General features: G+C 72.4%; 11 protein-coding genes. All 11 read right to left on the reverse strand.

Annotation, left to right across the window (positions count from 1 at the left end):
- Window positions 1-82 precede the first annotated feature (82 nt).
- Window positions 83-2,059 (reverse strand): class I tRNA ligase family protein, encoded by a 1,977-nt coding sequence (locus BU198_RS01400; RefSeq protein WP_188294953.1) that lies wholly within the window; start codon window positions 2,057-2,059, stop codon window positions 83-85.
- Window positions 2,056-3,123, reverse strand: a complete 1,068-nt coding sequence (locus BU198_RS01405; protein WP_188294954.1) for an NAD(P)/FAD-dependent oxidoreductase — start codon at window positions 3,121-3,123, stop codon at window positions 2,056-2,058. Before BU198_RS01405 ends, BU198_RS01400 begins: the two co-directional genes overlap by 4 nt.
- Window positions 3,111-4,451, reverse strand: a complete 1,341-nt coding sequence (locus BU198_RS01410) for a lysine N(6)-hydroxylase/L-ornithine N(5)-oxygenase family protein (protein ID WP_188294955.1) — start codon at window positions 4,449-4,451, stop codon at window positions 3,111-3,113. The genes BU198_RS01405 and BU198_RS01410 overlap by 13 nt, the downstream gene beginning before the upstream one ends.
- Before the next feature lie 65 nt (window positions 4,452-4,516).
- Window positions 4,517-5,668 carry an acyl-CoA dehydrogenase family protein gene (locus BU198_RS01415; RefSeq protein WP_188294956.1) on the reverse strand — a complete coding sequence of 384 codons (1,152 nt, stop codon included), beginning with the start codon at window positions 5,666-5,668 and terminating at the stop codon, window positions 4,517-4,519.
- A gap of 256 nt (window positions 5,669-5,924) precedes the next feature.
- Window positions 5,925-6,605, reverse strand: coding sequence for a 2OG-Fe dioxygenase family protein (locus BU198_RS01420; protein ID WP_188294957.1), 681 nt, complete (start codon window positions 6,603-6,605; stop codon window positions 5,925-5,927).
- A gap of 224 nt (window positions 6,606-6,829) precedes the next feature.
- Window positions 6,830-7,108 carry an acyl carrier protein gene (locus BU198_RS01425; RefSeq protein WP_188294958.1) on the reverse strand — a complete coding sequence of 93 codons (279 nt, stop codon included), beginning with the start codon at window positions 7,106-7,108 and terminating at the stop codon, window positions 6,830-6,832.
- A 102-nt stretch (window positions 7,109-7,210) separates the two neighbouring features.
- Entirely contained in the window at window positions 7,211-8,161 is a 951-nt protein-coding gene (locus BU198_RS01430) for a 3-oxoacyl-ACP synthase (protein ID WP_188294959.1), read from the reverse strand.
- Window position 8,162: 1 nt separating this feature from the next.
- Window positions 8,163-9,098 (reverse strand): alpha/beta hydrolase, encoded by a 936-nt coding sequence (locus BU198_RS01435; RefSeq protein ID WP_188294960.1) that lies wholly within the window; start codon window positions 9,096-9,098, stop codon window positions 8,163-8,165.
- 45 nt (window positions 9,099-9,143) lie between these two features.
- A complete protein-coding gene (locus tag BU198_RS01440) occupies window positions 9,144-9,917 on the reverse strand; it encodes an SDR family NAD(P)-dependent oxidoreductase (protein ID WP_188294961.1) in 774 nt (257 codons plus the stop codon).
- A 192-nt stretch (window positions 9,918-10,109) separates the two neighbouring features.
- Window positions 10,110-11,351 carry an MFS transporter gene (locus tag BU198_RS01445; RefSeq protein ID WP_188294962.1) on the reverse strand — a complete coding sequence of 414 codons (1,242 nt, stop codon included), beginning with the start codon at window positions 11,349-11,351 and terminating at the stop codon, window positions 10,110-10,112.
- A gap of 47 nt (window positions 11,352-11,398) precedes the next feature.
- Window positions 11,399-12,634, reverse strand: a complete 1,236-nt coding sequence (locus BU198_RS01450; protein ID WP_317619906.1) for an ATP-grasp domain-containing protein — start codon at window positions 12,632-12,634, stop codon at window positions 11,399-11,401.
- Window positions 12,635-12,794: the final 160 nt, after the last annotated feature.

Consider the following 12,794-nt stretch of genomic DNA (forward strand, 5'->3'; position numbering starts at 1 on the left):
GTCCTTCGCGGCTGCGATGTGGTGGGCCATGGCACGCACCGTGCCGGGCACGGTCTCCTCGGGCGGTCGGCTCCTCCGGCGGTCAGCCGGTGCCGAAGAAGCGGGTGCCCGAGAGGGTGCAGCGGCTGCCGGGCTCGACCAGGTCGGCCGTGTCGGGCCAGGTCTCGATCGCCGGGATGCCGAGGGCGGCGGCCAGCCCGGCCGAGAAGCGCGGCATCAGGGGGGCCGAGACGGTGGCGAGGAGGCGGGCCGCGGCCAGTTCGAGGGCGACGGCGGTCCGGGCCTCGGAGCTCCACCGGTCGATCCCGGCCAGGGCGGACTGCCGGCGGGAGAAGGTCCGGACGTCGGTGACGATGCCGTCGAGCACGGCCGCGGCGGACCGCAGCGAGAACCCCTCGGGGTTGAGTGCGGCGGTGGCCTCGTCGAGCCGCAGCGACAGCCGGGCCAGGAAGGCGGTGTGCTCGGCGGTCCAGGTGCCCGCGTCGGGGACGACGCCGTCGAACCGGGCGTCGACGCGCTCGCCCAGACCGGTCAGCCACTCCTGCCACTGGCCGACCAGGGTGTCGGCGCAGGCCCGGTCGAACTCGGCGCGGCGGAAGTCCGTGCGCTCGCCTTCGGGGCGGGTCCCGGAGAGGTAGTAGCGGACGGCGTCGACGGTGTCCGGGGTGAGGATCTCCTTGCCCCAGATCGCGTGCCGCCGGCTGGTGGAGAACTTCTGGCCTTCGAGCAGGTAGAACTCGTTGACGTGGTAGTCGATGTCGGGGTTCCACTCCGGGAAGGCCAGCCGGTACAGGACCGGGTAGAGGATGGAGTGGTAGAAGCTGTTGTCGTAGCCGAAGAAGTGCACGATCTTCCAGTCGGGGGACGGCACTTCGCGCGACCAGTCCTCCCCCAGGCCGGCGCCGAGCCGCTCGATGCCGTGGAGGAAGCCGTAGCTCATCTCCGGCCAGACCCAGATGACCTGGCCGTCCAGGTCGTCGCCGGCGGGCCGCACGCCCCAGTCGGACGGGTGGGAGACCGGCAGGTCGAGCGTCTCGCGGGCGAAGACCCGCTGGGCCAGCTCGCGCAGGCGGGCCGGGACGCGGCCGAGCCCGTGGTGCTCGGCGACGGCGTCGGCGAACTCGTGCAGCGGCAGCGTGTAGCGCTCGGCCTCGTCCTGCTTCGGCGCGGTGCCGCTGATCCGGGAGGCCGGGTCGACCAGGTCCGCGACCAGGTTGGGCTCGCCGCACTCCTCGCAGATGTTGCCGCTGGTGCCGTGCGCACAGCCGGGGCAGGCGCCGCCGACGTTGACCTCGTAGAGGTACGCGCCCGTCTCGGCGTCGAAGAGCGCGGGCGTCGCCCTGGGGCCGACGCTTCCGGAGTCGACCAGCCGGGAGAAGAAGCGCCGCAGGCCCTCGGCGTAGCCCTCGTCCTTGTTGGTGACGGAGTACTGGTGGACCTCGATGTCCATCGCCTTCAGCGTCGCGGCGATCTCGGCCGAGTAGTGGGCGGCGACCTCGGCCGCGGTGGTGCCCTCGCGGGTCGCGACGGCCTCGACGTAGCTCTGGAAGTCGTCGCTGCCGGTCAGGTGCCAGGCCCGGTTGCCGTTGAGGCGCTGGTAGCGGACGTAGACGTCGGCGCCGAGGTAGGGGCCGGAGAGGTGGCCGAGGTGGAGGTCGCCGTTGGGAGTCGGCGGGGTGGAGAACACGAACTGCGGGCGCTCGGTGAGGTTCGGGCGGACCCGCGACTGCGCCGAGACCCGGGCGCGGGCCGAGTCGCGCCAGTACTGGGTGAGGAAGACCAGGTCCGTGTCACCGGTGTTGGCGAGGATGTGCGACTCGAACGGCTCGAACAGCACCACCGTGCCGGGCCCGGCCCGGTGGGTGCGGCCGTCGACGGTCAGCTCGCCCGTCCCGGCGACGATGACGAAGAACTCGGTCTCGTCGTGCCGGTCGGTGTGGGTGGAGGCACCGGGGGCGACCCGGCCCCAGCCGGCGCCGACCCCGAGGCCCTCGACCGAGGACATGTCGATGCCGAAGGCCGCGGTCAGTTCGGACTCGCTGTAGTGGTTCAGGATCATGACTGCCTCTGCGGTGGCTGGGAGAGGGTGCGGACCGGTGCGAGATCCAGGGCGGCGACGGTCTCGGCGGCGATGGCGGGGGCCAGGCGGTATCCGGAGCCGCCGGCGGCTCCGGCGAAGACCAGGCCGGGCCGCAGTTCGGCGACGACGGGTTCGCGGCGCGGGCTGTACGCGTCGCAGAACACCCGGCCCGAGGTGCACCGGGCCGCCAGGCCGGGCGCGAAGCGACCCAGGACGGCCCGGGCGTCGTCGAGGTCGGAGCGCTCCAGCCCGGGTTCGAGGTCGTCGGGGGCGACGTCCCAGCGGTCGCAGGTGTAGCTGAACAGGTAGTGGCCGCGCTCGTGGAGGGGCAACAGGAAGGCGTCCTCGTCGTGGAAGACCGCGAGCGGGGCGTCCGGCGCCGGGGCCGATTCGAGGTGGGTGGCGACGACCTTCTTGACGCGCAGGCCGAGCGGGGCGAGCAGGTCGGCCCAGGCGGGGTGCGCGATCCACGGGCCCGGGGCCAGCACGACCCGGCGGGCGAGCAGTTCCTGCCCCTGGCCGAGGGTGATCCTGTGGTGCCCGTCCTCGGCGGCGAGCGCCGTGACCTCGGCTCCCTCCAGGACGGCCACCTGGTCGCGCAGCCGGGCCAGGACCCGGCCGGTGACGGCCTGGACGTCGGCGTAGTGGCATCCGTCCAGGGTCCAGGCGCGGGCTCCGGCCGGAGCCGCCCAGCCGCGGGCCGGGTCGGCCGGGGCGGTCTCCCCGCCGAGCCGCAGGTAGGTGGTGGGGACCGCGTCGCCGGCGCCGGTGGCGACGACCGTCGCGGCCACCTCCCGGATGGGCAGGTCGAGTTCGGCCGCCAGGCGCTCCCAGACCCGGTGGGAGTGCTCGGTCATGGACCGGACGCGCTCGGTCGCACCGCGCGGGAAGTGCACGCCGGCCGAGCGGCTGGAGGCGCCCTGGCCGACCAGGCCGCGTTCCAGGACGGCGACGGACAGGCCGGGGAAGGCCGCGACCGCCTCGTGGGCGACGAGCGCGCCGATGACTCCGCCGCCGACGACGGCGAGGTCTACCGTGTCCATTGGGTGCCCCGCCCGCTCTTGGCCGACCAGTCGATGAACGACATCGCCAGCTCGGGGGCGGTGCTGCCGCGCAGGGAGTTGACGATGCGCTGGGCCCGCCAGGCGTTCAGGCTCAGGTTCACGTCGGGCAGGCCGCGCTGGCCGCGGACCGCGTTCTGCATGAAGATGTTCCGGTCCGGCGGGCCGTCCCAGCTGACCGCGAAGTCCTCGTTGACCCTGACCTCGCCGTTCTCGGTCTCGATGCGGCCCATCAGGGGCTCCAGGAAGGTCTTCGGCGCGGGGCGGAAGCCGGTCGCCCACACCACCGCGTCCACCGGCAGGCACTCGCTCTGGCCGGACTCGTCGTTGTGACGCAGCATCACCTCGAACGTCCCGCTCGCGGTGCGGTCGGCGGACACCACGTTCCGGTTGGGCAGCAGCCCGAACCGGTGCTCGTCCCGCTCGATGAACTGGAGCCGGTACAGCACCTGGTAGATCGCCCTGAGGGTCGACTCGGAGATCCCGTCCGAGCTCAGCAGGTGGGCCGAGTTGAGCTCGGCGCGCTTGGACTCGGACAGCCGGTAGAAGTACTCGGAGTACTCCGGCATGTAGAAGTCGTTGGTGAACGTCGAGTCGTCGATCGGGAAGTAGTTGCGGCGCCGGGAGACCCAGGAGACCCAGGCCGGGCGCTCGGCGTCGGACCGCGAGATCAGGTCCAGGAACGCCTCGGCCCCGGACTGGCCGCCGCCGATGACGGCGACCCGCTTGCCCGCCAGCTCCTTCGCGTGCCGCAGGTACTGGCTGACGTGCAGGTGGCCGGCGCCCAGGTGCGGGACGGCGTAGTCGGGCACCCACGGGACGGTGCCGACGCCCACCGCGATGTTGTCGGCGGTGACCTGGCGGCGGTCGGTGGTGACGCGGAAGACCCCGTCGAAGTCGACCCGCTCGACGGTCTCGGAGAAGGCCACGTTCTCGTTGGTCTCGGCCGCCCAGGCCAGGTAGTTGCGGAACTCGGTGCGCGGCACCTCGGCGAACTGGGCGTTGAGGAAGTGGTACATCCGGCCGTGCTCGTGCAGGTACGACAGGAACGAGAAGCGGTTGGTCGGGTCGGACAGGCTCACCAGGTCCTTGAAGATCGACACCTGGAGGGTCGCGCCGGTGATGAGCTGGTCGTCGTGCCAGGTGAAGCTCGGCTTGCGGTCGAGGAACAGGTTCGGCTGCTCCGGGTCACCGTGCAGCAGTGCGGCCAGACTCAGGTTGGCCGGGCCCGCCCCGATGCCGACGAGCCGGAGGTGACTGGGCTGCTCGGCGGCACCGGACGCCGTCGTTGGCTTCGGTACAGGTCCCACGTCAGGTCCTTCCTGTGGTGGTGCAGGCTGTTGGGCTCGGTCCCGGTGCCGGTCGCACCGGTCGTTCACAGGGCGTCGGCGATCGTCATCTCGATCACTTCGGACGCCCCCTCGTAGATGCGCAGGGAGCGGACCTGGCGGTAGAGCCGCTCCATCGTGCTGCCGGCGACGATCCCGGCGGCGCCGAAGATCTGGACGGCGCCGTCGACGATCTCGCCGGCCGCCTCGGTGCCGTAGAGCTTGGCCGCCGAGGAGTGCCTGGCGTAGTCGAGTCCGGCGTCCATCGCCCAGGCGGCGCGGGCGGTCAGCAGGGAGGCGGCCGAGAGCTTGACGTCCATCCGGGCGAGCGAGGCCTTGACGAGCTGGAGGTCGGCGAGCCGGCCTCCGTAGGCCCTGCGGGTACGGGCGTGGCCGAGGGCGAGCCGGAAGGCGCGCCTGCCGAAGCCGATCGCCGCGGCGGCCACCGTGGCCCGGGCCCGTTCGAGCGCGTCGAGGGAGACCACGAGGCCCTGGCCGCGTTCGCCGAGCACGGCCTCGGGGCCCACCCGGAAGTCCGTGAACGTCAGTTCGGCCCACGAGCGGGGGGCGATCGCCCCGACGGGCTCGGCCTTGAAGCCGGGGGCGGAGCAGTCGACCACGAAGGTGGTCAGGCCCAGCGGGCCCGGGCCGTCCCCGGTGCGGGCCAGGACGACGCACACGTCGGCGATGTCGCCCTGGGCGATCCACGCCTTGGTCCCGTTGAGGACGAACCCGTCCCCGTCGGGGGTCGCTTCGAGCACCGCGGCGGCGAGGTCGGACCCCGCGCCGGGCTCGGAGACGGCCAGCGCCCCCGCACTGGTCCCCGCGGCCAGGCCCGGCAGGTGGCGGCGACGCTGCTCCTCGGTGCCGTGGCGGGCGATCGCGGCGGCGGTGAGTTCCTGGATCGAGTAGGCGAAGTCGGCCAGGTCCTCGTGGTACGCCAGGGCCTGGCGCCTCAGGCACAGGGACCTGAGGTCGGAGTCGGGCCGGTCGGGGTCGAGGTGGCTCAGCCACCCCGACCGGCCGAGGTCGGCGAGCACGGCCCGGCCGGTGGCGGCCGGATCGGTGGTGTCCAGGCCCGCCCACGCCTCGGCCCGGTCCCCGCACCACGTCACGATCCCGTCGGCGAGGGTGCGGTGCGCGTCGTCGTACAGCGGCAGGGCGAGGACGCCGGGATCGAACACTTCGGAGAGACTCATCGTGATCCTCACTCGGGTGGTCGGCTCGGTGGTCGGCCCGGAAGCGGGCTCCAGCCGGTCGACCGGGTCGGTGGTCGGGGGAGCGGGCGGCGGAGGCCCGGCCGTGCCGGGCGGATCCGCCGCCGCGCCCCTTCCTCGCCGCTGTGCCGTGCCACGTCGTCGAGGTGGACGCTGCCGGTCGCGGAGGCCGGCGTCAGCCCGGCGTGGGACCGGGCCCTCCGCGAACCGGCCTACCGCGGGACGGGGTCCGTCTCCGTCAGCAGAATTCCAGGAAGAACATGTCGCGGTACCCCTCCGGATTCGGCGCGAGCACCTCCACTGGGGAAACCGAGTGCAGGCAGGTCTTGTCGTCCAGGAATATGTAGTCGCCCGGGTCGGCCAGGGTGCGGCTCAGAATCGACGACTCGGCGTTGTCGTAGAGCGTGCTGACCCCGCCGGCGATTCCCTGTCGCGCGACCAGCATCATGACGATGTGTTCGACGCCGTCCCGGTGGATTCCCTCCGGGGTCGGGTTTCCGGCCTCCCCCTCGGTGGCGACGATGCGGTGCTGGTGGATGTTGACGTGCCGGACCCTGGGCACCTGTTCGCCGTCGGGCGCCGCCTCCTCGATGCGGGTGGCGAAGTGCGCCAGCACCCGCCGGAACACCGGGGTGTCCAGCAGCGCCGGGTCGACCGGCTCGAAGCGGCGGACGACTCCGCCGTTCAGCTTGTTGATCTCCTTGCTCTGCAGGAAGCCCTCCTGGTCGACCACCCGGACGGTGTCGGCGTCGAGGTCGTAGGAGATCGCGGAGTACTTGCGGCGCCGGTACACGCCGCCGTCCCCCATGTGCGGGTCCAGCGGCAGGTTCTCCCAGAACCGGCCGAACTTGTCCCAGTCGTCGTTTTCCTGGAGCAGGTCGTCACGCACGTTGCCGAGCGAAAAGTTTGGCTCTTCCATTCTTTCGGTCTCCTCCGGACGGGATGTCGAGCCGGACGTCCTCGGCGAACGCCCGCTGGGAATTCGGTCTGCCACATCGAAATGGACGATACGGGTGCGCCGGTATTCCGGGCGTCCGCTGCCGGTTCACTTCGACGACGCGATGCGTTGACTTCCGTCCTCCGCATTTGCGCATTTCGCTTACCCGGCCGACGCGGCCGTTCCCGGCCGGCCGCCGGGGCCCACTACGCGGCCGGCCGGCGCGCGTCGATCAGCGCGGCGAGGTCCGCGACGGGCGTCTCGCCGACCAGCTCGCCCATCTCCACGGTGACCGAGGTCTCCTGGAGGACGCGGAACTGCACGGCGACCACCTGGAGGGATCCGGCGCCGAGCTGACGCAGGGTCCGCCGGTCGACGTCCTCGGACTCGGGCAGCTGCACGATCTCGCGGACCAGGGTCCGCAGCCACTCCAGCGTGGCCCGGTCGACGCCGGCGGTCCCGGGCCCGCCCGGTGCGGCGCTCACTGCGCCCCGCCCTGGTCGGTGCGGGCCGTGACGGTCATGTTCTGCACTTCGGTGCCTCCTTCGTGGATGCGCGACGGCCGGTCCGCCGGCACGGCCGTCCGGTCAGGCCGCGGGGTCCGCGGAGTCCGCGCGCAGCAGGACGCACACCCGCAGCCCGGACACGCTGGACGCCAGCAGGTAGAGCCCGCCCGGACGGACGGCGCCGGCGGACTGCCGGTCGACGAGGTTGATCAGCGGGTCCGCGGCGAAGCAGTGCCCGACCCTGGCGATGTTCGACGTGTCCAACTGGGCCTGGCGGAACCCGGCCTGGAGCTCCTTCATGGTCACGATCGGCAGGTAGATGTTGTTGTGCAGCAGGCCGTCGATCGCCTCGACCCCGATGCCGGTCCCGGCGGTCAGCCGCTGATTGGCCGCTCTGGCCAGATCGGCGCTGATCTCGTTGCCCCGGCCGAGCGTGGCCGGGTCCTGGGCGTACGCGTCGCCGACCCACGTGTAGGACTCCGGTGCGCCGTCCGACCGCCGGGTGACCAGGCAGCTGGCCGCGCCGTCGCTGAACAGCGCGAAGTCGGCGATCCGCGCGGACTCGGCGGACACCCGGTCCGTCGTGATCACCAGCACGGTCCGGTGCCGGCCCGCGGCGACCGCCGAGGCGGCGGCCTGGAGTCCGGTGAGCAGGTTCGCGCACCGGTTCAGGGTGATCCCGGTGACCGGGACCGGCCCGAGCCCCAGCCCGCCGAGGACCGACGCGATCAGCTCGCCGTGCGCCTCGACCTCGGCGGGGAACGCGTTGGAGCACAGCACCAGCGCGTCGACCTCGCCCGGCTCGACGGCGGCCGCGCGCAGGGTCTCGCGGCCGGTCCGTACGGCGAGGGCGGCCAGGTCGAGCTCCGTGCGGTGGACCGCTCCCCAGCCCCACATCCCGGCGTCGGGCACCATCCGCTGCCGGTCGACGTACTCGGCGAACCCCTCGATGCCGGTGTGGTCGACCGGGGTCTCGCCGAGCACGTACCTGGGCGCGCGCAGGACCACGCCTGCGGTCTCGTCCGGCGCCATGTCACTTCAGCCGTTCGCGCAGGTACTCGGCGATCAGGTCCATCGCGTCCCTGGAGATCTCCAGGATCGCCGACATGGCCAGGAAGCCGTGCGTCAGGTTCTCGTACCGGTGGTAGTCCACCGGCACGCCCGCCCGGGCCAGCGCGTCCGCGAAGGCCTCGCCCTCGTCGTGCAGCGGGCAGTACTCGGCCGTCATCACCAGCGCCGGGGGGAGCCCGGCGAGGTCGTCCGCCTTGAGCGGCGAGGCCAGCGGGGAGTCGCCGTCGGCGGGATCGGCGAGGTACTGGCTCCAGAACCACGCGGACGAGTGGGCGTTGAAGAACATCGGGTCCTGGTTGTCCCGCATCGACCGGGTGTCCGCGGCGTTGTGGAACGGCGGGTAGACGAGCACCTGGGCGGCGATCTGCGGCCCGTCGTCGTCGGCCCTGGCCATCAGGGCCATCGCCGCGGCCAGGTTGCCGCCGGAGCTGTCCCCGCCGAGGGCGATCCGCGCGGGGTCGGCGCCGATCTCGGAGGCGTGCTCCGCCACCCACTTCACACCGGCGTAGCAGTCGTCGGTCGCGGCCGGGAACGGGTGCTCGGGCGCGAGCCGGTAGCCCACCGACACGACCACGCAGGGCGTCAGCTTGGCCAGCGCCCGGCAGATCGCGTCCGAGGTCTCCAGCGAGCCGACGACCCAGCCGCCGCCGAAGAAGTACACCAGCACCGGGAGCGGGCCGTCGCTCTGCGGGCGGTACACCCGGATCGGCAGCCGGCAGGCCGGGCCGTCGATCTCCAGCTCGAAGATCTCCTCGGGCTGCTCGTGCCAGTCCCAGGCCGTGGCCTCGGTCTCCGCGTCCGATCGCCTGGCCTCGTCGATGGACATCGTGTAGAGCGGCGTGAACCCGGTCGCGACGCGGTAGTCCCGGACACTCGCGATGGTCGGATCAAGCGGCATGCGAACTTCCCCAGTCCTTCGGCTCCGACGGTCTGTTCCGGACGCTCATCGGCCGATGAGGTGCTGCTGCGCCGACGGACGCATCCGCAGGCCGTGGATGCCGCCGTCCACGGCGAGCACCGTGCCCACCGAGGCGCCCGACAGCGGGCTCGCCAGGTAGGCGATCGCGCCGGCGATCTCGTCGGTCGTCACCAGCCGGCCCATCGGCAGGGTCTGGTTCATCGCCTCGCGCGCGGCCTCCGGGTTCGGCGTCCGGCTGAGCTGCCCGGTCACCCAGGGCGAGTCCGCCGCGCCGGGGGCGACACAGTTGACCCGGATGCCCTCCCGGACGTGGTCCGCCGCCATGGCCAGCGTCAGCGCGTAGACCGCGCCCTTGCTGGTCGAGTACAGGGCCCGCTTCTCCAGGCCGGCCCAGGCGACGATCGAGCAGGTGTTGACGATCGCCGCGGAGGGCGAGCGGCGCAGGTGCGGCAGCGCGTGCCGGGAGACCCTGACCATGCCGACCACGTTGATGTCCAGGACGCGCCGCCACTCCTCGTCGTCGTTCTCGGCGACGTTCCCGACGGCGGCGACGCCGGCGTTGTTCACCACCACGTCCAGCCGGCCGAACCGCTCGACCACGGCGGCCACGGCGGCCTCGACCTGGGCGTCGTCGGTGACGTCGGCCTCGATGCCCAGGATGTCGTCCGGGACGCCGTCCAGCTTGAGGTCGAGCACGGCGACGTCGGCGCCCCTGCTCTTCAGCATCTTCGCCGTGGCGAGGCCGATGGCCCCCGCACCGCCGGTGACGATCGCGGTCAGCCCTGTGAAGTCGCTCACTGGTTTCTCCTGTTCATTGCGGACGTTTGCGGACGATGTGCGGACGGTCTTGCGGAAAAAGGGGATGCCTCGGCGCGGCGTCACCGCGTGCGTGCGGACGCGCCTGCTTCGTGCGGCGGGACGTGGTCCCGGGTCAGGAATCCGGTGCGCCGGCCCCGGGGCCGTCACCCGGGGGCCGTCACCCGGCGGTCGTCACTCGGCAACAGCCGCCGTGGCGGCCGGCCGGCGGAGCCCCAGACTGAGCTGGACGCTCAGCAGGCCCAGCACGGCGACCAGGATCCACAGCGCCCCCGGGCTGCTCGCGTACACGGCGCCGCCGACCACCGGGCCGGCGCCCGTGCCGACCGTGTACGCGGCGCCGTACAGCCCCTGGTAGCGCCCGACCAGCCCCGGCGGGGTCAGGCTCACCAGGTGGGCCTGGACGATCGAGGAGGACACCATCTCGCCGAGCGTCCAGACCAGCACCGTCGCCACCAGCAGGCCCATCCCGTCGGCGAACCCGGTCAGCGCGAGACCGGCGCACGTGAACAGGTTGCCGGCGGCCAGCACGTACTCCGGCCGGTACCGGGCGACCACGCTGATCAGCGGCAGCTCCAGCAGCACCACCAGCAGGCCGTTGAGCCCCATGAGGAGCCCGAAGTCACGCTCGCTCAGGCCCACGGCGGTGACGTGCAGCGGCAGGCCGACGCTGGTCTGGATGTAGACGAACATCGAGAACACGGTCATCAGCAGGAACCGCACCAGGGTGCGGTCGGCGAGCACCTGCCGGTACCCGACCGCCGGCTCCGCCACGGCCGGCTCCGCCGCCTCGTCGGAGCCGGCCCCCTCCCCGGGCGTGTCCCGCAGCAGCACCGCCACGATCGCGCCGAACACCAGGAGTACGGCGGCCTCCACCAGGAAGAGCCCCCGGTAGGAGATGCTCGACACCACGCCGCCGAGCACGCCGCCCAGCGCCGCGCCGACGTTCTGCGCGAACCGGAGCACCCCGAAGGCGGCGAGCCGCTGCCCGGGTGCCACGCAGTCGACCAGCACCGCCGCCATGGCCGGCCGGTAGATCTGCGACACCACGCCGATGAGGCCGACCACCACGACGACCAGCGGGAGCGGTCCGAGGAACGGCACGCTCGCCGTCAGCCCCGAGGTGGTCACGACCGACAGCAGGATGGCCGGCCGCCGGCCGATGGAGTCGGTGAGGTAGCCGCCGATGACGTTGCCGAGCACCCTGCCCAGGCCGGACGCGCCCAGCACCAGCCCCGCGGAGCCGGCGGAGTAGCCGCTCCTGGTCAGGTAGAGCACGATGAACACCGGCAGGAAGGTGCCGACCTGGAGGATCAGGTTGCCGAGGCTGATGATCCAGACCCGGTGGGGCAGGCCGCGCAGGGTGTCACGGAACCGCGGCTCGCCGACGCTCGACCGTACGGCTTTGTCGGACAACGTGACTCCTTACTCGGCGGCTTCTGCCCGGTCACCGGGGACGGACCTCAGGGCCCCTCGGCGTAGAGGTGGTCGCGCTCGATCTCCCGCAGCTTCCGGTAGTCGGCGTCGAGTTGCGCCGGGTCCTCGGAGATGAGCAGGACGTACCCCACCTGGGTCGCGACGTCGATCGTCCGGGGCAGCGGCTGTCCTTCCGGGTGCCACAGGACGGTGCGGGCGTGGGACGGGAGCCCGCGGACGGCGGCCAGCGCCTCCTCGGACGGGACCACCCCGCGCTCGCTCCGGTTGATGAGGTGGACGAAACGCAGGCGTTCCAGCAACCGGTAGGCGGTGGTGGGCAGTCGGTCGAACCCGTCCGGATCCGTCACCGCCCGGACGACCAGGTCGACCTGGTTGGTGCCGAAGCAGCGGTCGAGGATCTCCGGGACCTGCCCCCCGCCGAAGCGTGCGGCGCACTCGACCAGCACCGGCCCCCTGGCGGTCACCATGACCTCGGTGTGGCCGGCCCAGTTCCTGATCTCCAGGGCGTCGAGCACCCGGTGGACGTAGGACTCCACCTCCTTGGCGACCGGATCGTCCGGTGCCAGGGGCTCGTTGTAGTCGTAGATGATGTTGCCGCCGGGCAGGCGGGTCTTGTAGTACCGCCAGATCTCCACGGTGTGGTGCCCGCCGTCCCGGCTGACCGTGTTGACGAAGTACTCGTCCCCGTCCAGGAACTCCTGCGCCAGCACCACGGTGTTGGGCATCGCGTGGCGGTCGGTGCTGGTCATGATCTTCTCGTGGACGGCGCGGACCTGCTCCGCGGACGTACACGCCACGACGTTGTCGGTGCCGGCGCTGGCGACCGGCTTCAGGACGACCGGGTAGCCCGCCGTCTTCTCGGCCCACTCGACGATCTCGTCGGCGTCGGACGAGACCATGGTGTCCGCGTGCTCCAGTCCGGCATCGCGCAGGGCCAGGACCATGTCGTACTTGTTGCGGCGGGCCGTCGGCCTGCTCATCCCGTTGCCGGGAGTGCCGAGTTCGGCGGAGAGCCGGTCGGCCAGCTCGACGCCCGACTCGCCGGCCGCGATCACCCAGGCGACCTCCTGCCCGCGCAGCGCGGCCGCCGTCGCGTCGATGTCGCCGTCGTGCCGGATGTCGGCCACGAAGCCCTCGGGGAACGGCAGCCGGGCCATGTGGACGTCGGGGCTCGGCGACTGGACGTGCACGCACTCCACGCCGAGCCGGTGCAGCACGGGCAGGAGGTGGCGCCCCATCGAGAACGCGTCGACGAACGCCACGCGCCTCGTTCGCGCGCGGGAACTGGTTGGCATCGTCAGCTACTTCCCTTGTGAGTCGGAACGAACCCCGGACGGAGGTTCCTGGCGGGCCGGAGACCTGGTCGCGGCTGCGCACCGCCGACCCGCTTGCCGGGGAACCGGGGCGCCACCGCGCCCACCT

Origin of the sequence: Streptomyces sp. CBMA156 (assembly GCF_014596515.1) — a bacterium.
GTDB lineage: Bacteria > Actinomycetota > Actinomycetes > Streptomycetales > Streptomycetaceae > Kitasatospora.